Annotated in this window: 18 protein-coding genes; 1 reads left to right on the top strand and 17 read right to left on the bottom strand. The window is 61.0% G+C overall.

Going from position 1 to position 19,730, the window contains the following annotated elements:
• Positions 1-2: 2 nt before the first annotated feature.
• On the bottom strand, positions 3-1,343 hold the full coding sequence (locus ACIPIN_RS05885; protein WP_401116746.1) for a substrate-binding domain-containing protein: 1,341 nt from the start codon (positions 1,341-1,343) through the stop codon (positions 3-5).
• Positions 1,344-1,489: 146 nt separating this feature from the next.
• Complete coding sequence (locus ACIPIN_RS05880) at positions 1,490-2,176, bottom strand: GNAT family N-acetyltransferase (protein WP_401116559.1); 687 nt, start codon at positions 2,174-2,176, stop codon at positions 1,490-1,492.
• Positions 2,177-2,787: 611 nt separating this feature from the next.
• Between ACIPIN_RS05880 and ACIPIN_RS05875 the strand changes: the two genes are divergently transcribed.
• Positions 2,788-2,946, top strand: a complete 159-nt coding sequence (locus ACIPIN_RS05875; RefSeq protein ID WP_401116556.1) for a hypothetical protein — start codon at positions 2,788-2,790, stop codon at positions 2,944-2,946.
• Between the two features lie 61 nt (positions 2,947-3,007).
• On the opposite strand, the gene ACIPIN_RS05870 is transcribed toward ACIPIN_RS05875, so the two are convergent.
• The 15 genes from ACIPIN_RS05870 to ACIPIN_RS05800 form a co-directional block, all read right to left on the bottom strand.
• Entirely contained in the window at positions 3,008-3,802 is a 795-nt protein-coding gene (locus tag ACIPIN_RS05870; protein WP_401116553.1) for a carbohydrate deacetylase, read from the bottom strand.
• The gene (locus tag ACIPIN_RS05865; protein WP_401116550.1) at positions 3,774-4,988 is read right to left on the bottom strand and encodes a GNAT family N-acetyltransferase; all 1,215 of its coding nucleotides are present in this window, start codon (positions 4,986-4,988) and stop codon (positions 3,774-3,776) included. The genes ACIPIN_RS05870 and ACIPIN_RS05865 overlap by 29 nt, the downstream gene beginning before the upstream one ends.
• A gap of 5 nt (positions 4,989-4,993) precedes the next feature.
• On the bottom strand, positions 4,994-5,683 hold the full coding sequence (locus ACIPIN_RS05860; RefSeq protein ID WP_401116547.1) for an N-acetyltransferase: 690 nt from the start codon (positions 5,681-5,683) through the stop codon (positions 4,994-4,996).
• Positions 5,684-5,783: 100 nt separating this feature from the next.
• Entirely contained in the window at positions 5,784-7,721 is a 1,938-nt protein-coding gene (locus ACIPIN_RS05855) for a hypothetical protein (RefSeq protein WP_401116545.1), read from the bottom strand.
• Positions 7,718-9,022, bottom strand: a complete 1,305-nt coding sequence (locus ACIPIN_RS05850) for a lipopolysaccharide biosynthesis protein (RefSeq protein WP_401116542.1) — start codon at positions 9,020-9,022, stop codon at positions 7,718-7,720. Before ACIPIN_RS05850 ends, ACIPIN_RS05855 begins: the two co-directional genes overlap by 4 nt.
• A complete protein-coding gene (locus tag ACIPIN_RS05845; RefSeq protein ID WP_401116539.1) occupies positions 9,022-10,029 on the bottom strand; it encodes a polysaccharide deacetylase family protein in 1,008 nt (335 codons plus the stop codon). The genes ACIPIN_RS05850 and ACIPIN_RS05845 overlap by 1 nt, the downstream gene beginning before the upstream one ends.
• Before the next feature lie 12 nt (positions 10,030-10,041).
• Positions 10,042-11,178: a glycosyltransferase gene (locus ACIPIN_RS05840; protein WP_401116536.1), complete on the bottom strand. Its 1,137-nt coding sequence runs from the start codon at positions 11,176-11,178 to the stop codon at positions 10,042-10,044.
• A complete protein-coding gene (locus ACIPIN_RS05835) occupies positions 11,171-12,139 on the bottom strand; it encodes a glycosyltransferase family 2 protein (RefSeq protein ID WP_401116533.1) in 969 nt (322 codons plus the stop codon). Before ACIPIN_RS05835 ends, ACIPIN_RS05840 begins: the two co-directional genes overlap by 8 nt.
• A complete protein-coding gene (locus ACIPIN_RS05830; protein WP_401116530.1) occupies positions 12,136-13,506 on the bottom strand; it encodes an O-antigen ligase family protein in 1,371 nt (456 codons plus the stop codon). Before ACIPIN_RS05830 ends, ACIPIN_RS05835 begins: the two co-directional genes overlap by 4 nt.
• A complete protein-coding gene (locus tag ACIPIN_RS05825; protein ID WP_401116527.1) occupies positions 13,503-14,603 on the bottom strand; it encodes a glycosyltransferase family 4 protein in 1,101 nt (366 codons plus the stop codon). The genes ACIPIN_RS05830 and ACIPIN_RS05825 overlap by 4 nt, the downstream gene beginning before the upstream one ends.
• On the bottom strand, positions 14,588-16,180 hold the full coding sequence (locus ACIPIN_RS05820) for a GumC family protein (RefSeq protein ID WP_401116524.1): 1,593 nt from the start codon (positions 16,178-16,180) through the stop codon (positions 14,588-14,590). The genes ACIPIN_RS05825 and ACIPIN_RS05820 overlap by 16 nt, the downstream gene beginning before the upstream one ends.
• A 20-nt stretch (positions 16,181-16,200) precedes the next feature.
• Positions 16,201-17,226: a polysaccharide biosynthesis/export family protein gene (locus ACIPIN_RS05815; RefSeq protein ID WP_401116521.1), complete on the bottom strand. Its 1,026-nt coding sequence runs from the start codon at positions 17,224-17,226 to the stop codon at positions 16,201-16,203.
• Positions 17,227-17,248: 22 nt separating this feature from the next.
• Positions 17,249-17,896: a CpsD/CapB family tyrosine-protein kinase gene (locus ACIPIN_RS05810; protein WP_401116518.1), complete on the bottom strand. Its 648-nt coding sequence runs from the start codon at positions 17,894-17,896 to the stop codon at positions 17,249-17,251.
• A complete protein-coding gene (locus ACIPIN_RS05805; RefSeq protein WP_401116515.1) occupies positions 17,897-18,643 on the bottom strand; it encodes a sugar transferase in 747 nt (248 codons plus the stop codon).
• Entirely contained in the window at positions 18,640-19,722 is a 1,083-nt protein-coding gene (locus ACIPIN_RS05800; protein WP_401116512.1) for an NAD-dependent epimerase, read from the bottom strand. The genes ACIPIN_RS05805 and ACIPIN_RS05800 overlap by 4 nt, the downstream gene beginning before the upstream one ends.
• Between the last annotated feature and the right edge of the window lie 8 nt (positions 19,723-19,730).

Here is a 19,730-nt window from a genome sequence, read left to right as displayed (position 1 = left end):
CGTCAATAAACCCAGACTTCTACCCGGCGATTCTTGATCCGTCCTTCATCGGCACTGTTAGCCGCCACCGGCATCTCGGCCCCGAAGCCACGAATCTCGCGAAACACCACGCCGCTTTTCACCAGCTCGCGACGTACCGCCATGGCACGCAGCTTCGACAGCAGGGCGGCCCGCTGCGAATCCGACTTGGCATCGCCGAAACCTACTAGCGTCACCTGTTTGTTCAGCTTGTCGTGTTGCCTTAAATAGTCGAGCACGCGCGACAGGTCCTGCCGGGCCTTGTTGTCCAGGCTGGCGCTGCCTTCTTCGAAGCGAAAATTAACCGTGAGTCGTTGTGCATGCTCGGTGATCGCCCGGTAGCCGTCAGGCATTTGCGGGTTCGACGCGACGTTTATGGCTTGTACGGTCTGCGCGATAAAACCATTGGCGGCGACAATCTCCTGGCCCTTGCTGCTCTGGGCGAATTTCACCAAAGCGTCGCTCCAAGGGCTCTGGCCGTTGGGTGGCAAATAGAAGAACAACCGACGCGACAGTGGGTAGTCCTCGGTGGCGATCAGGCTGGCGAGCGGCAGCATCGGCTGCGAGTCGCCGTCGACAATCGCCACTGCCTTGGCCTGGCGCACGTAAGGCAAGCCGATGAAGCCGATGCCCTGCGGGTCCTGGCTGACCGCATCGGACAGCTGTTCGCTGGACTCGAAGCGTTTTGCCGACTCGGCCAGCGCTTTCCCGCGATGGCTCAGAACCAGCTCCTTGAAGGTGTCATAGGTCCCTGAATGGTCGTCCCGAGCGTAAAGGTGTATAGGCCCGCCGAGGCCGCCGAGTTCTTCCCAGGTTTTTGCTTCGCCACTGAAAACACGCGCCAGCTGCTCGGTGTTCAGCTGAGTCAGCGGGTTTTGCGGATGCAGGATGATTGCCAGGCCGTCGATAGCGATGACCTGCTCGGCATTCGGGCTCTTCAGGTCGCCGAGGGCTTCGAGGTCTACCAGTTCGCTGTCCTTGATCGGGCGCGATGACGCGGCGAGATCGGCGCTGGCGTTTTTCAGCGCGGCGAAACCGGTGCTGGAACCGTGGGCGGCGATGTCCACGACCACCCGCCGGCCTTGGGCTGTCTGGCCGACAATCTGCTGTTCATTGTATTTATCCGAGGCTTCGCTATGAACCTTCAGCAACCCTTGTTCCAGCAACAACCCTTTGGCCAGCGCCGGGCCAAGGTCCGCACCGATGGTGTTGGAGCCTTGAATGCGCAGGGCAGGGCCGTGCTCGGGTGTCGGCAGCGCAGTGGCGGTGGCAGATAAAGGAAGCAAACCGCAGAGCAGCAGCGGTAACAGAGCGCGCAGCATCAGGCCGGCACCTTCTAAGGCTAAAGGAAGTGCCGGGATAATAAGACAGTAAGGTTGCGCAAATATGACACTTGGTCAAACGTGACGGTCATCTACGAGCACACGGTGGTTGATCCGGAAACCTTCGACCAACCACCGTCGCATGACCCTCAGGCGGGTGCCGCAACCACCGGCTGCCCCGGTTTGCGCAGCGGTTCCAGGCGCGAGCCGTCGTAGCGGGTTTCACGGAACAGGCGCCAGCGGCCAAACAAACCATAGACGTGAGTCACCCGGCCTTGCTCGTGGTAACCCATGCGAATGTGCAGTTTGAGCGCCGGGATGTTGCGGGTCTCGCAGACGTCCACCACCTTGTCGCAGCCTTGGGCCCGCATGGCGTTCCAGAGAGCGATCTGAACGTCCACCGACAGGCTGGTGCCGAAGTAGGGGCGGGCCATCTCACCACCGAATTCAAAGAACTCACCGGCTTTGACCGGGAACCAGCAGCGGTAGTAATGGCGATCGAAGTAGTCGCGTTTGCTGCCCCAGATGAAGGCGACCGCGTGGCCTTCTTCGTCCAGATGCATATGCCCGGTGTGACCCTCGGCCGCCAGCTCGCGCATGGTTTCGATACGGTCACCAAAGTGCTTGGTGAAAGCATCGGCGTTTTGCGCGGTGATGGTCACCAGGCTTAATGGCGAATAGGGTTTGAGTGTGTGTGGCTTGATCGGGCTGACCAGATCGCGCTCCATCCACAGCAGCTCCAGGTGCAAGAACACATAGTGCTCCCAGAGTTTCTTGAGGGTGCGGCGCAGGCCCTTTTGCTGGATCCGGTCACGAAGTTTGTGCAATACGCTCATGTAGCCTCCTGATGTCACTCGTCGGTTGGCTGGCAACGAGGTGTGGAAGGCACACGGGCTGCACAGCGGGGTAGAACCGGACGCAGAATCATTGGAGGAATAAGAGCGCTCACGTCCATGCCTGCGTGCCTTGAAGCGAGTTGCGCGACTGCTTTTTTGACGCTCTTGGGGAGATGCAACGCAAAACGGCAATTTTATGGCGTCTTGCTGTCTGGAAATCTGGATCAACTTGTCGGCGAAGTCAAACAGCGACTCGGATAGCATAAAGGGCGTTATTTCGATTCGAATAACGGTCTGCTGTGCTTATCGCGAACGGCGATTCAGACGACCGGTTTCTCTATCGATTCAGGTATTCAGACCGCTCCCGAAAATCCGCCCGATAATGGCTCAATGCCTTATCTGCTGGGCTTCGGCGCACACCTTCAGTGTTTGCCATTGTCTTGCACACTGATGGTTATCAAGCGTCAAATTTCCTCATGAACGAGTAACGACCGTTCGTCGAAACGTCAGAATCCGGTCAGCGTTTCAGGCTGTTGCTACCCCTGCCCATAGCGAAGCGGTGGCTTTGTTCTATCCTGAAAATTGAACATCAACCTCAGGAGGAGGGCCTTATGGCAACCGAAAAGAAACATGAGCAGTACGAAAACCCCGACGAGGAACAGCAGGAAGAAGCGACCCCGGAAGAGAATCCGCCAGATCCCACCTGGAAGCATCCGGACGACGGCAAAAGCCTTTCGGATCTCGACCAGGAATGGCCGCTGAAACCCTGAGTCATCTGCCTTTTGCACAATGCCCGTGGCCAGCCTCGGGCATTGTGTTGTCGACCTTGCGTTACTCCAATGCCGTTGTGGCGGCTGCGGGTCGCGTGCGTGCGAGCACGCTGTAGGAGACTCGTGGAATGCCCGGCAAGCGGCTGTCGAGCAACTTGCTCAAGGATTCGCCCTGATACAGATAGGCGTCGCCACAGTCGCTGCCGAGCATGGTGGGATGGGCGACGATTTCCAGCAGTCCGTCTGTTGGTGGCGCGGCATTGCGCAAGTCTACCGGGGTACAGACGTAGTCGGCCGTGGCACCGGCAAGGCTGCGTAAACGCCGGTTGAGCATGTGCTTGAATACGCGCTTGGCCAGGCTGAGGTTTTGCCCCAGATTGCGCGCCAGGCGAACCGGCACACCCTGACGCGCGGCAAAGCGCGCGACGATCTCACCGATTGGCCAGATATTGTGAACATGCTGATGGGAGTCGAGGTGGCTGGGCCGCAGACCGTTGTCCAGGCAGTGTTGCCATTGCGCTTCGAGCTCTTGGCGCACCGCATCGCGTTGTCCTCGGGTAAGCCACAGGCGGTGGCGGGGCAGGTTCAGGTCGAACTCGCCGGCCGCGTCGCAAAAGGTTGGCTGCTCGAGAATCGCCCGGCTCAGGGGTCGGCCATAGGTTAGGTTGAAGTGCAGCCCCACGCGTCCCTTGAGCAGCGGCTGTTGCGCCAGCGCACAGGCGGCTTCGAAGGCCGGCATGTTGGCCATGGCAGTGGCGGAGCTGATCACCCCGGACTGGAAGGCCCGCAGGATGACCGTGTTTTCGTTCGGGCTGAGACCGAAATCGTCAGCGTTGACTATGACTTGGCGAGGCATTTTCACCCTCCATGGGTTTTGCACTGGGCGTGATGTTTTTATCAACGCTGGTCACGACGGGTGTGTGGGTTGCGACCGCTGCCGCACGTTTGGTTTGCCACTGTCGCAGTCGCGGTTTGACGTGGTGCCAGAGCCGCAGGCCAAGGCCCAGCAAGAGCCCGCCGGGGCGCCAGGAAAAAAAGCTCCAGCGCCAATGTTCGAGTTGCCCGGTCATGCGTTCATGCAGTTGATGGCTGGAGTTGTGAATGCTCACCCGCGAAGCATCGATCCACTTCCAGTCCTCGTCCAGACCCCAGCGAATCCACTCTTCAAGCAGCACCCGGCCGCTGCCCAGATCGGCGTATTGCGGCAGGAACGCCAGGTTGTAGTCGAAGAGCCGGCCCTGTTCCAGCAACCCGAGGCGATAGCTGATGCAGCGCCCGTCCAGCTCCAGCACGACCACGCGTACCTGACCTTGGGCGGCGAGAGCAGTAAAGGCGTCGTCCATCCATTGTCGGTGCCGGGTGTCGGAGAAGATCCCGACGCCTTTGTCACCTTTCCAGCTGACCGCCTCGACCTCGCTGATGGCCTGCAGCAAGGGCCTCATGGTCAGTACGTCCGGGGTCAGGCGCCTGACCACGGCGCCACAGGCTGCAATGCGCTTACGCGCTCGGCGCAGTTTGTAACGCGGATCGCCGGAGACTTCCTGACGGTCGCTGTCGCTGATCCGGTGCACAGGCACCCGACAACTGACGCGATGTTCGCCGGTGGAGCTGAGTTGCATCCATTGCGTCAGCGCGCTTTCAGGGGCCGGGTGTTCCGGCAGCTCGTTGAGTTGCAGCAATGCGTGCGGCAAGTGCCGGCGGATTTCCCATAACGTCTGACGGATGCTCTGTGCGTCCAGGCAGGCGAGCAGGGCAATGCGGTCTGAGAGGGGATGGCCGAGGTAGTGCAAGACGCGAAACGGTAGCCCACCGAAACGTTCGCGCAAGGCGATCAGCGGCAGACACAAACTCAACTGCTCGCCTTGCCAGCCCAGCAACACGTGCAATGTCGCGCCGTCTTGCAGCGAGCGTTCGGCCGCACACAACCAGGCCAGCGTGTTGAACGGCGTAGGGTCCGCCACCCGCTGGCGCAAGGCCTCATAGGCTGTCGCCGGAAAGTCCGAGGCGCACAGTGACGTGCGCCATTCGAATCGCACCATCATGACAATCAGGCTGCCGGTGCTGCGACGGTAGACGGCGACGGTTTGCGCAAGGCGTCCAGGCGTGAGCCGCTGTAGCGGGTTTCGCGGAAGAACCGCCAGCGCCCGAACAGACCGTACACATGCATGACCCGGCCCTGCTCTTTATAACCCATGCGAATGTGCAGTTTCAGGGCCGCAATGTTATGGGTTTCGCAAACATCCACCACCTTGTTACAGCCTTTCGCTTGCATGGCTTTCCACAGATCGAGCTGGAAATCCACCGAGAGGGTGCTGCCCCAGTAGGCGCGGATCTGTTCGCCGCCGAACTCGAAAAATTCGCCCTCGTTCACCGGAAACAGACAGCCGTAGTAGTGGCGATCAAAGTAGTCACCCTTGCTGCCCCAGATGAACGCGACCGCGTTGCCTTCGTCATCCAGATACATGTGCCCGGTATGACCTTCGTCAGCCAGCTCGGCCATGGTCCCTACACGGTCGCCGAAGTGTTTGGCGAAGGCTCCGGCATTCTGCGCGGTGATGGTTTCCAGGCGTAACGGTGTGTAGGGTCTGAGCTTGTGCGGAGGAACCGGGCTGACCAGATCGCGTTCCATCCACAACAGCTCCCAATGGAAATACACAAAACGCTTCCATAGGGTACTGAAGGTGTGGCGCAGGCCTTTTTCCTGGATTCGTTCTTTGAGCTTCTGAAATGCACTCATGTTGCCTCCTGACGGGGTTAGCCGTGTGAAAGAACAATGACGACGGGACTACGCAGCGCGCGGCGGGATGCCGGCGCGGCAAAGCGTTCGGTTGAGCGGTTCATGAGGCGCTCCAGCTCAAGGCGAACAGTGTTTCGCCGGGCAGCTCGAAGCTGACCCGACCGTCCTGACAGCGAAATGCTGCTGGCCGGCTCTTGCTGTCGGCACCGAAATAAACCAGCGCGTCCGATGACAGCGGGCACGAAGCTTCGACGCCCTGCAGGGTGACATGCTGCAGGCGGGTCACCTTGTTGACGCCCAGCAGGCTGCGTTGCTGACCGGTGGCCATGGCCAGCACGTCAACCTCGAAGGCGTCGTTGTCCAGGCGCAGGACTTTTTCCAGCCAGTGACTGGCGATGAATTGCTGGGCGAGGCCCACCGGTTTCAGCTCGAAACGATCGGGCCCGAGAACCCGCAGCATGCCCTTGGGGTAGTTTTCCTCGTCGTTCACCTGGAACCAGTTGAGCATGTCGAGCAGACCGTCCTGGGCCGAGTTGATCGCCACCGAGGCCCACCAGAGTGAAGCGAAATGCGTTTCCTGGTCGTAGGGGCTGAGACTCGAACCGCTGGAAATATTGGTCTGATCCAGCAGCAAGGCCTTGCGTGGCCGACCGTGTTGATCGAGGCCGACCAGCTCGGCGGCGCGACGCACACTGTCGCGGTAGACGCGGGTGGCCAGCAGGTCTCGGATCATCCATTCATGCCAGGCCAGAGCGTCGATCTTGTCGCCCGATTCGCTCAGCAGGCGTCGCGCCCAGTCGATACCACGCTTATCGGCGGCGTTCTCGGCAAACGGTCCGTTGATCAACCGCGAACTGGCCGGCATGGCAATGCGTACGCCAGCCTTGAAGTTGGCAGGATCGCCGCGCACTTGTCGGGCCATGCTGGTGAAGATGTTTTGATAGCTGGCAAAGTCCGGGTAGTTGAGGTTCGGCTCATCGGCGAATGCGATGTAATGCAGGCCTTTGCCGCCCAGGGCGCGGGTTCCCGCGAGCCAGGCGTCGAGGCCGGCATTGCTGACAACATCCGCACGCAGGTCGGCTTTGCGTTGGGTACCGGCGAGCAGCGTGATGTCCTGGGTAATGCCCAAACGGTCCTGATAGAACTGGCGGAAGCGGTCCTCGTACTGCGGCCTTTTCGCGGTCAGGTCGACAAAGCTGTAGTAGCTGGCAGCGCGTGGCTTGAGGGCATCAAGCACCGGGTAGCTGCTGGGCGGCGGTAGCGTATAGGGCAGGGCGACGCCCAGATTCGGTGTTCTGCCAACAACCTCGGCATGCAGTGTGAGCCGGGTCTGGCCGTCGTCCTGACGCACGGGCTTGAGTTGCTGCGGGTTCTGCGCGAACAGGTTGGCAGTGCCGTCGAGCCAGAACGCAACCTTGCCGCTGCCCTGCATACGCAGGCGCCAGACCTGTTCGACGCTGCCGGTGGGCAACGCGACTTGATCGAACTGCCAATAACCGCGATAGGGTTTCAGCGCCAGGTTGAGCTGTTTGCCATCCGCCACACGCTGCGCTTGCAGCGCTGAGACGCCGCCATGGAATTTGCCGGCGAGTACCGCGTGCTCAAAGGGCGCGACCTTGAAGTACAACTCATCGCCCTCGTGGGTTTCGGCGCTGAAGTGGACCTTGGCCGGGGCGAATAGCGCGACTGTGCGTTCATCGTGCTCCACCTGATAACGGCGAAAACTGTAGCCGGGGATTTCCAGTCGATAACTGGCGGCACTCGGCGCCAGCGGCCAACTCTGGCTGCCACGGGTTTCGTTGGCGGCGATCTGCCGTTGGCCTTTCAGATTGCCTTGGCCGTCTAGCAGATACAGCTGCTCTTCGTTGGCGTCCGCCTGCCAGGCCGGGACCCAGCGCACGGTCAAGGTGTCGGGGCGATCGGTTTGCAGGTAGAGACTACCGTCGCGAATCTCGGCCCAGCGCATCGGCGCTGCATACGCGCTCAGCCCAAGGCCGAGACCGAGCCCCAGACCGACTAGCAGCACCAGGCCTTTCATGCTGATTTACGCATCAGCATCTGACGCATCGGCGCCAGATCGCTGGGCAGGACGATCAGGGTTTGCCACACCGGCACGCCGCTGATCCGACAATACAGAACCAGCAGGGCGATGGTCACGGCGAGGTAGGCAATCGAGGACGCCGCGGCAGCGCCGACAATGCCGTAGGTGGGAATCAACAACAGATTCAGCGCCAGGTTGAGCAGCGCACCGGCACCCATCAACAGCGAGACGCTGCCGGGGCGATTTTTGCCCAGAAGGTCCAGGCGCAGAATGCTCGCGTAACACAGCCCAAGCAGACCCGGCAGCAAGGCCAGCAGCGCCGGGTACGCCGGTTGATAGGCTACGCCGAACAGGGTGACGATCAACCATTCACCGATCAGCGCCATGCTCAGACAGGCGCCGAGCATCACCGTCGCGGTCAGGCGCAGGGCCAACGGGGTCAGGCGCTCGATGCCTTGTTCCTGTTGCAGCAGGCGTTTCATCAGCGGCGTGGTGACGGCTTCGGGAACGATCAGCAGCAGTTCGGCGGCGGCGCTGGCCATCGCGTAATGCCCCAGCGCGGCGCTGCCCAGCAAGGCGCCGATGAACAGGTAGTCGGAACGCAGAATCACTTGTTGAAACAGCAGGTCCGGATGACTTCTGGCGCTGTAGCGCAGCAGTTCATTTTGCCCGGCGCGATCCCATTGCAGCTGCAACCGATTATCGCGTTTGAGCCAGACCCAGCCGGCCAGCACCACCAGGCTGATGCCCGCCAGCCAACTGATCAGCGCCGCTTCCAGCGCAGCGCTCTTCCACATCCAGAACAACGCGAGAAACAACAGCAGTGGTGCCAGTGATTCGGTCAGCCGCAATGCGTTGAATGCGACCACGCCGCCGGAAGCGTTGTGCAAGGTCAGAAGGCCGCTCTTGAGCACCGTCAGCGGCACCGCCAACAATAACAGCCAAGCGAGCAAACCGAGTTGGGTGGTGATGTCCAGTTCGCTGCCGAACTCGCGCACCAGCGCGACCACCAACAACGTCAGCAATCCGGCCAGCAGACAACCGAACACCAGCACCTGACTGAGCAACAAACCCATGGGCCGTTGTTTTGCCGCCTGATACCCGACTGCCGAGTTCAGGCCGCCGCTGGTGGCGGCGCTGATCAGGTCGGGCAGGGTGCTGAGCAGGGCGAACAACCCACGTTCGCTGGGCCCGAGAATCCGCGCCAGCAGCACGTTGCGCAGCAAGCGCAGGCCGATCATCGCAAGCTTGGTGCCCATGCTCAGCGCCAGGTGTTTGAGGTAATGGCTGCGGCTCATCAGCGTCCTCCTTGGCTGATGCGCCAGGCCAGCAGCTCGGGGCGACTGGCATTGCGCTGGCTGACGCCGAAACGCGGCAGTGCCAGTGGATCGCCGGTGCCCCGATAAATACCGCTACCGGTGCCCAATGCGTACAGATACCGGTGCGCGACCAAATGCTGGCGAACCCGCTGATCGTGGTCACCGTTGGGGTAGCAGTAAACCGGCAGCGGTTGCTGACAACCGTTGTGCAAGGCATCGCGGCTGCGGCTCAGTTCCTGATCCAGCTGCTGATCGTCGAGGCCGGTGAGAATCGCATGGCTGGCGCCGTGGGGACCGAAGCTGATCAACCCGGAATTCTCCAGGGCGCGCACTTGTTGCCAGTCCAGTGCCTGTGGCAAGGATTCTTCGGGACAGGTGTCGGTCAGCTGACTGAGGGTATTCGCCGAGAGGTTTTTCAGGCTTTGCAGGTAATGCGCCAAGGCCAGGCTGCGGCGCTGTTCACCAGGCTCATTGAGGAAGGCGTTGGGCAATGGCCGGTCGAGCTGGTGCAGGTAGTGAATCAAGCGCTGCCGCGAAGCGGTGCCATGGCTGCCCCAGAGGGTTTCTCCAAGGCTTTCCCACCAGAAGCGCTGGCGGCTGCCAATGAAATCCGTGGACAGGAAAATACTCGCCGGCACCTGATGCCGTTGCAGCAGCGGAAAAGCATGCAGCGCGTTGTCTCGCCAGCCGTCATCGAAGGTCAGTGCTACCCGCGGCCGTGTTGCAGCACTCGGTGTGGCGTCGGATTGCAGCAGTGCCATCAACGGTACGCAGTCGAAATGCCGCTTCAGCCAACCGAGCAAATGATCAAAGGCTTGCGGGCCGACGCACAGCTCGTTGCGATGCGGTAATGCTGCGGCATGATCGTCGGTCAACACCCGGTGCAGCATCAGGATCACCCCGGCGCCGCGCAGCTGACTGCGCCCCAAGGGTGAGTTGAGGTACAGCCAGCCACCGGTGCGCTTGAACAGTTGCTTGATCGGCATGGGGTGGCACTCTCAGCGATTCTGCTCGGGGTTCCATTGGCGATACCGATGACCACGCAGGAACTGCCACACACCGATACTCATACCGGCCAGGGTCACCAGTAAAAAAGCGGCGAGGCGAAAGGGTTTTGGCAAACGGTGTTGCACATCCAACAGACCGACGATGGCCACGGCGTAACCGATGAGTTGGCCGATCAGCGTCAGGCGATAGAAAATGTGCGTGTCCCACAGCCAGAAGTTACTTAGCAGCAACGGCAGCAGGAGGATCGGCGCCAGCCGTCGAATCAGTTTGTGGCTGATCAGCGCCAGCGCATATAGGCCATGCCGCATCGGGTTCAGCAGCTCGCGGCGCTGGGCCAGGCTTTGCAAGCCACCGACGGTGACCCGCTGACGACGGCGAAATTGTTTGTCGGCTTCGTCGACGCCCTGGTCGTACACCATCGCCGCCGGCACATAGACAATTCGCTTGAAGGCCACCGGCGCACAGGTACTGACGAAGAAGTCGTCGTTGACCTCTGCCGGAATCTCTTGAAACAGCTCGCGGCGCAAGGCGAGCAGGGCGCCGTCGGCGGAGACCATGCAGCCGGTGCGGTTCTCCACGCGACGCAACCAACCCTCGTAATGCCGATACAGGCTGTCGCCCAGGCTCAGGCCAATGCCGGGGCGCGGGATGATCATGTGCCCGGCGCAGGCACCGACTTGCGAATCGCTCAGCGGTGCGAGCAAATGCCGAAGGGTGTCGGTGGACCATTGATTATCGGCGTCGGTGAACACCAGAATCTCACCGTCGCTCACAGCGACCCCGGCATTCAGGGTGGCGGCTTTGCCCTGGCGTGGCAGGTCGAGCACGTTGATGCGCGAATCGATCACTCGTTGCGCGCAGGCCACGGTGTCGTCGCTGGAACCGTCGCTGGCCAGAATGATTTGCAGGGTTTTCGCATGGTAATCCTGGGCGAGCAGGGTGCGCAGTTTGTCTTCGATATGCCGGGCTTCGTTGTGCGCGGCGATGACGATGCTCACCGTCATCGGCTCGGCACTTTCGTTGCGCCGCGCCGCGAAAAGCGGTGACAGTAAAGTCAACAGCAGCGGGTAACCCAGGTAGGCGTATACCGGTAACAACAGGCACAACCAGAAAATGAGTTCAGCCACGGGCAGGTCTCCTGGCGTTCCAATGACAAAGGCTAAGGACGAAGGCCGCACCGGTCAGGTGCAGACGCAACCAGTGCAGGCCCCAGAGTTGCAGGATCAAGCCCAGGTCGTGGTGTTTCAGGCTCTGGCGCAGGCTCAGCGCGAGCGCCGGCAGGCTGCTGATCAGCAAAAACACCAGGGCCAGGTGGGGCATATCGTCGAGCAGTGTCGCAATGGCCATACCGTCCAGCACCCAGGCGGCGACAGAGAGCAGGGGAAAACGCAGCAAGCGCAGGCTCACACCATTGCTGCGCAGCAGTTGCAGATGACTGCCCTGGCGCCACAGCTCCTTGCCCAGCCACTCGCTCCAGCTGCCCTCGTAACCCCAGTGCAACGCCATGCTTTCGTTGACGGCCATTAACCGTGCGCCTGCGTTGCCCAGACGCAGAGTGAAGTCCTTGTCTTCGCCAGTGCGCAGTTCTTCGTTGAAGCCGCCGACACGCACGAACCATTCGCGGGGCATCAACAGGTTGGCGGACGGTAGCCATTGCACCTGAGTCCTGGACTGACCATTGGCTTGCTCGGTGCGGCGTTGCCAGGCCTGGGCAAACCAAGGCGCCTGAAAGGGTGTTTGCAGGTCCAGCGCGAGCACATCGGCCTGGCCGCTGTACTGCAGGTCCGTCAGCAGTGTCAGCCAGTTTTGCGGCATCTCGATGTCGGCATCGAGGAACGCCAGCCAGTCGCCAGTGGCGAGTGCCGCGCCGCGATTGCGCAAGGCGCCGATCTGCAGGCCGGGAAGGCTCAGCACCTGGGCGTCGAGGTTGCGGGCAATCTGCGGCCCCTTATCCTGGGAGCCGTTGTCGACCACGATCAGCTCGCATTCAATCCCGGCAACTTTCGCGGCCATGCGTGCGGCCTGCAGGGTCCGGGCGATGTTCGGCGCCTCGTTGTACATGGGCACGACGACGCTGATGCGGCTCATGGCTGGCGCTCCGGCAGCGGGCTTTGTTCGGCCTTCAGACGCAGCACCCAGGACAGCGCGAGCATGATCCACAGGTACTTCTGGTTCGGCGCGCTGAGGAACAGCAAAAACAGCGTCAACGACAACAGGCTCATGCCCAGGTGTGTGATCAGGTCCGCCTGTTCCCATTCATGTCGTTTCAACCAGGCACTGCGGGCGCGCTGCATATTGAACAGGCCCATGCCGAGCATGCCGACAAACAGCAAGCCCGCCGGGATGCCGAGCTCGCTGAAAATCTCCAGGTAGGTGTTGTGGGCACGGCGGTACAGGTCGCCGGCCTTGCGGTTGGCCGAGAACGCCATGGCGTAGCCGGTGGTCGCGTAGTGCAGCGGGAACGTTCCCGGACCGGAGCCGAGCAGCGGGTTCTCGCGGATCATCTGGCCACCGACCACGATGTACGAAGCGCGGCGCCCCAGGGATTCGTCGTTGTGACCGCTGGCGCCGGCACTCAGCACGCTCAATGACTGAATGCGCGCTATGTAGCTGGCCGGCATCACGTAGATCGCCAGAGGAATCAGGATCACCACGCCGAGCATTGCGAACCCCAGGTGGCGCGGACGAATGCGCGGCAACTGGGCGCGGTAGTGGTAGAACCCAATCATCAGGCTGGCGAACAGCACCAGCAGTCCGGAACGTGATTCGGTCTTGGTCATGCCACCGAACAGCAGCACACAGCAACCGAACCAGAACAGCCGATGCAACAGATTCGGGCTTTTCAGCACCAGCAGCAGTGCTTGCGGAATGGCAAAAACAATCAGCATGGCAAAGGCGTTCGGGTCGTCCAACAGGCCGGCGGCGCGGCCCTGATCCTGGTACTTGCTGGAGAACATCGCGAGGATGCAGGTCAACGTCACGCTGAGGGTCGTCAACCGGCAGAACATCATCAGGTTCACTTCGCGGCCAACCAGCAAGGTGATCATGAACAGCACCAGGCCGACACTCAGTTCGCGCAAGTGACCCAGGGACATGCCCAGGTCATCGGTCACCAGCATGCTCAGAAAGTACAGCACCATGAACCACGCCAGAAATCGCCAGAGGTTGCTGCGCAAGCGATCGGACGGCAGTTGATGCAGCGCCAGTTGCAGCATCAGGATCAGGGCCAGCGAGGCACCGATGAATTTCGACCCGGACAGGATACTGTCCTTGAACAGACCTTCGAGTGGCACCAGCGCGGCGATCCCCAGCAGCCCCCAGGCAGGGCGCCGATACATCGCCGCCACACCCACCAGCGCCAGCACCACGCCGGGCGCCAGGTACGGCCAGGGGCTGGCCAACAAAATCAGACACGCCAGCCCGAATAGGCTGACCACCGACAGAGGAAAAATCATGCGCGAGCCTCCTGTGCAGTGCGGATGTACAGCTGCGACCAGCGTTCGGCCAGCGCCGGCAGGTCGTAGCGGTCCAGTTGGGTACGGCGGGCATGCTCCGTCAGCAGGCGGACCAGCCCTGGATCTCTCAGCAAGGTTTCGATGTGTTGCGCCAGTGCACGGCTATCGGTTGGGGCGGCGAGCAGCCCGTTATGCCGGTCTTCGATCACGTCGGGAATGCCACCAACGCCGAACGCCACCACCGGCACCCCGGCCTGCATGGCTTCGAGCAGAATCATCGGCGTGCCTTCGGTGCGCGAGCTGATCACCAGCGTATCGAGTCGTGTCCACCAGGTCCGCATATCGGTCTGGTAGCCCGGCAGGGTGACGCGTTGCTGCAACCCGGCCGCGTTGATCCGCGCCTGCAGGGTTTGACGTTCCGGACCGTCACCGAGCATCACCGCGTGTAACTGCGGATGCTGTTGGCACAACGGGATCAGCGCATCGAGAAACAGGTCCGGGCCTTTCTCGCTGCTCAAGCGACCGACGTAACCGGCCAGCCAGCGCTGTTGATCGGCGGTGTGCCGGGGCAAGGCGCTGGCGGCCGGCAGACCATTGGGGATCACCTGGAGTTTGTCCGGGCGAACACTGGCACGTCGACACAGCACGGCAATGCTTTCGGCGACACACACCACCCGGTCCACCGACGCGGTGCGACACAGTTGCAGGCTCAGCCAGTTGTAGAAGCGTTGCTTACGACTGCGCGGGGTAAAACCGTGCTGGGTAATCACCAATGGCAGGTGCAGCAGCGTCGCCGCTACCCAGCCAAACAGCAGGCCCTTGAAATTGTGGGTGTTGACCAGCGGACGTTCGTCACGCCGCTGGCGCAGGTGGTGGATCAGCTCGCCCAGGCTCGCGCAACTGCGGCAGTCGACCGAAGCTGCGCGAAACCGCGCGATGAGTTCTGGCGGCGCATCGAGAAACAGCACCTGATGCTGCCCCGGCGTCGCCAGGCAATGGTCCAGCAACATCCGCTCGGCACCGTAGAACCCGCCGCTGCTGAGCAGATGGATGATCGGCAGCGCAGGTGCGGTCTGCCCGTTCAATGGCGCACCCAATGTACGAAGCTTGGGACTGTCCAGTTCGGATGCGGATTGGTCGGTATAACGTTCTGGTCGTTGATCACCAGCAGCACCGGCAAGCCGAGCTCGTGGCTGATTTGCGCCGGGTGTTTGAAGTGGTGATCGAAGAACTCACGCACGTAGACCAGGGCAATCGCCAGCAACAACCCGGTGAGCATGCCGAACGGGATGATCAGCAACGGTTTTGGAAACGCCGGGTCGGTCGGCTCATACGGCGGGCTGAGGACCCGGGCGTTCGACAAGTCGTTGTCGAGCAACCGCGCGGTGCTGCTTTCGGCGAAGCGCTGGGCGTAGGTCGAGAAGGCCGCATGCAGCGCGTCGATCTCGGTGTCCATCTGCCGCAGTTTGCTCTGGGTTTCCTGCAACTGGTGAATGCGGTTCTTGTAGTCGGCGATGCGCGCGGTTTTCTGGTCGATCACCGAGCTGATGATGGCCAGGTCGCTGGTGCGTTCCTGAATCCGGTTGCTGACGATTTTCAAGAACTGCTGACGGGTGCGGGTAATCTGTTCGCGGGTCAGCATCATCGGTTCACTGCCCGGCTGGAACACCGCCAGGTCATTCATGTAGCGGCTGACCTGAGTGGTCAACTGTTCGCCCAGTTGCTTGATTTCCCGGTCCTCATAGGCGACGTCGCCCACCGTATTGGTGAAGGTGTAGGGGAAGGTGTAGTCGTTGAGTTTCGAGCTGTTGGCGGCGCTCAGGCTGGTTTTCAGGTAGTCGAGCCAGCGCTGGCTTTGCAGCAGGCGGTCGCGGTACAGGTTGAGCGCCTGTTCCTCGGTGTTGATGGCATTCAGGCGAAAGGTGATCTCTTCCTTGGGATCGGACGAGCCGATGCTTTCCAGCAAACCCAGGCGTGTCCCTTCCAGGCCATCGAGGCGAACCTGATACTGCTTTTTCTTCTGTTCGTAGAAAGCCTGCGGCAGGTCGATCGATTGCAGCTCCTGGCGGTTTTGCAGGTAGTTCTGCAGCAACTGCGCGACGAACTTCGTGCCCTGCGCAGGGTCGCCAAAGGCGTAGATAATCGAGATCACGTTGGAGCCGGGCAACGTCTCGATCTTGAGGCTGTCGATGGCCTGTTGCGTCAGCCCGTCGAGGGCCGTGTCACGCACCGGATCGACCTCAAGCCCTACCAGGTTGCGCACCGGATTGATCACATACTCGCGCAATGGATTGACGATGACTTTGCGTAGCGGATCAGTCACCAGCTTGACGAATATTCCGGGAGACGGGGTGTATTCGCCCTTGTCGCGCAGCTCGCTGATGGTCTGGCGAATCAGCGCCGGTGAACGCAGGATATTCGCTTCGGTTTCCATGTCCGCCAGTGACGGCGGGATGAACGTCGCGTTGTCCTGGGTCAGTGACGTGGTGGCGTCACCCTGGGAGAGTTTCTTGGACTGCACGATCACCTGGGCGGTGATATCGAAGCTCTGTTTGAGCACCAATGGCAGCACGAGTGCGATCACTGCAAAGATCAGGAAGACTCTCTTCACCAATTGCTTGTTGGCGAAGAAGATCCTGAAGAACTCATGCAGGTAGTTTTCCTTCGGATTCATGGTCGGTCACCTGCAAGAGGTTAGTTGGTAGTACTGCCTTTGTTGTCGAGGCGATAGCTGAAGCTGACGCCTATGCCCTGGAACAGCACCACGTCCGCCAGCTGTCGCGCCAATTCGCCGGCGCTGGCCAGTCTGGTCTTGGGCACATAGAGCATGTCGTCGGGTTGCAGGTAGGCCATTTGCGTCGCATCACCGGCCAGGGCGGCATCAACGTCGTAACGCCGGGCTACGACCTGATTGCCGTTGCGCCGCATGATCACCACCGAATCGAGCCGCGCCTTGACGTTGGTGCCTCGGGCCAGGCTCAGGGCTTCAAGCACCGAGACCGGCCGGCGGATCGGGTAGGAACCCGGTTGGCCGACTTCGCCGAGCACATAGATTTCGTTGCCTTCGGTGGACTTGAGCAGCACGTCGACGGACATGCGTCCCGGCAGTTGCTCATAACGTTTGTTGAGGAAGGTTTCCAACTGATTGACGGTCATGCCTTGCAGCGGTACCGCGCCGATTTCCGGAAAGCTTGCATAACCGTCGTTGCCCACGGTGATCTCCCGGCTCATGCCGGTGGCCGGGTGATTCAGCGCGTTTTTGAGGCCGACTTCATTGCTCAGCGGGCTGATGATCTGCACCGTCACCTGGTTACGGTTGGGCTGGAACAGCATCTTGCGCTGATAGGCGCGCTGGATCTCTTCACGTGCCTGATCGCTGGTCAAACCGGCGATCTTCACTGACGTATTGGCGCCGGGCAGCTGGATGGTGCCATCCGGCAGTACCAACTGGTTGCCATTGAGCTGGCTGGCCGCGGTGAAGTTCAGGCCGATCTGATCACCGGACTGAATGCGGTAGGCCGACGAGCCGCTGGTGCTGATATGGAAAATCACATCCAGTTTGTCGCCCGGGCGCAATGTCTGCTCGACTTTGGGCACGTCGGTGGCCTGGGCGTTGGCGGGTGGGGCGGTGAGAATCTGTACCGGCGTCTGCTGGTACTCGGGGTGGCTGGAGCAACCTGCAAGAGGCAGCAACAGCAGGGCAAGCCATTTCACGTTCATGTCGTCATCCTCTGGCTGCTGTTTACAGGTTGTTGTAGAGCCATTTGGGCATGTAGTACTTGCGTCCGTTGAGCACGCTGCCGACCACTTTTGCCCCGGCCTGGCTCAAGCGTTGGCTGGCGGCCTGCGCGACTTCCCAGCGCGTATCTTCGGCACGCACCACCAGCACCACGCCGTCCACGAGGGTGGCGATGACCAGGGTGTCGGCGGCGGAATACACCGGGTCACCGTCGATCACCACAAACCGGTACTGCTCGGCGAGTTGCTTGAGCAACGGTCGCAATTGCTCCGGCGTTAGGTGCTCGGCACCGCGGATATGTCGGCCGTTGGGCAACACATGGAAGGGCAGCGTGGAGACCTCCAGGATGCAGTCCTGGAGCCGCGGCGTGTTGTCCTGATTGAATAACAGGTCGCGAAATCCCCGTTCCTTTTGCACCCCCAGTTGCTGGCTGAGGTTGTTGGCCGACTGGCTGGCATCGACCAGCAGCACTCTGCCGCTGCTCATCTCCGACAGTTGTCTGGCCAGTGCCAGGGCGCTGGTACTGATACCGTCGCCGCTGTTGGCGGCCGTCAGGAACAGGATTTGCAGATCCTGGTCGAGCACGGTCGAGGTCAGGTTGGACTCGCTTGGGTTTGCGATGGTCAAGCTTTTAGTGGTTGAACCGTCCATTCAACTTGCTCCGTGGCCGCTGAAAACCTTGAAGGGCGTCTTGAGCAGGATCTTCAGATCCAGCAGAAGGCTCTGATTGGCGATGTAGCTCAGGTCGAGCTCGACCCGTTTATCAAAATCGAGGTTGCTGCGCCCGGAGATCTGCCACAGACCGGTCATGCCTGGGTAAATGCTCAGGCGGGCGAGGTGGGTGTCCTTGTAGCGATAGGCGTTGAACGAGGTGGGCCGTGGGCCGACCAGACGCATGTCACCGGTCAACACATTGATCAGGTTCGGCAGTTCGTCGAGGCTGCTGCGTCGCAGGAAGCCGCCGATTCCGGTGATCCGCGGGTCCTTGTCGATCTTGAAGTCGATGGCGTCGGCACCGTGTTTGTTCAGGTGGCGCAGCGACTCCTTGAGGTCTTCGGCATTGGGCACCATGGTGCGGAACTTGAACATGCCGAATATCCGTCCGCGGTAACCGGTGCGTCTTTGCACAAACAGCACGGGCCCGGGGCTGCTGAACTTGATGACCAGGGCCAGGCCCAACAGCACCGGCGACAACAGCACCAGCAAGATCAACGCGCCGAGGGTGGCGACGCTCCGATTGGTTCGCGACAGGGTCCAGGGACGACCACCGTCGCGACCGGTGATCCAGCCGCGACCTTGCATATGGACCGCCGCATCGAGACGCATGCGGTGTTCGGGATCAAGGCGCTTATCGCGCCGCATTATGTTCAGCTGCATACCTCGTTCATGACCAGTCATAGACTCCTCCGTTTTTGAGCAAGCTCACTCAGGCGCGATGATTCGCCAGAAAGCGACGTGGGGATGACGGGCAGCAGGTAATATTCACGAAACCAGGCAACGAAACGTCTAAGCCCTTCGTCGAGTTCTACCTGAGGGTGAAAACCGGTGTCGTGTTCCAGTTCATGAACATCGGCATAGGTGTTCAGGACATCGCCCGGTTGCATCGGCAATAACTCGACGTCGGCCTTGCGCCCCAGATGCTTTTCCATCAGCGCCAGGTAATCCTTGAGTTCAACCGGATGCTCACCGCCAATGTTGTAGATCCTCCACGGTGCCATGCTGGTAGAAGGATCAGGGTGCTCGCGGTCCCAGCCGAACGCGACTTGCGGTGCGCGATCGAGCAGGCGCGCAATGCTTTCGATGATGTCGTCGATGTAGGTGAAATCGCGCTGGTGCTGGCCATAGTTGAACAGCTTCAGCGGGTTGCCTTCGACGATCGCCCTGGCAAAGCGGATGGGCGACATGTCCGGACGACCCCAAGGGCCGTACACGGTAAAGAAGCGCAATCCGGTGCAGGGAATGCCGAACAGATGGCTATAACTGTGGGCCATCAGTTCATTGGCTTTTTTGGTGGCCGCATACAGTGACAATGGATGATTGACGCCGTCATGGGCCGAGTAGGGTGTGTGCTGGTTGGCACCGTAGACCGAGCTCGACGAGGCGTAGATCAAATGCTTCACTGGATGGTGTCGGCAGCTTTCGAGAATATTCAGGAAGCCGCCGAGGTTGCTGTCCAGATAGGCTTTGGGGTTATCCAGCGAGTGGCGCACCCCGGCCTGCGCGGCGAGGTGAATCACCACCTCCGGTTGTTCGCGGGTGAACAGCGCAGCGATCGCCTCGCTGTCCGCCACGTCGATCGGCATCAAGGGAAATTCGCCGACCTGCCCTTCAACCCAGCTCACCCTGGCATGCTTGAGGGCGGGGTCGTAGTAATCATTGAAGTTGTCCAGCCCAATCACCTGGTGTCCGTCGCGCAACAGCCGCAACACACAATGGGCTCCAATGAATCCGGCCGCACCGGTGACCAGGATCTTCATGCGTCTGA

Source organism: Pseudomonas sp. NPDC087697 (assembly GCF_044743155.1).
Lineage (GTDB): Bacteria > Pseudomonadota > Gammaproteobacteria > Pseudomonadales > Pseudomonadaceae > Aquipseudomonas.
Note: the sequence above shows the minus strand (reverse complement) of the source record. Positions and strands in the feature narration are given on the sequence as shown.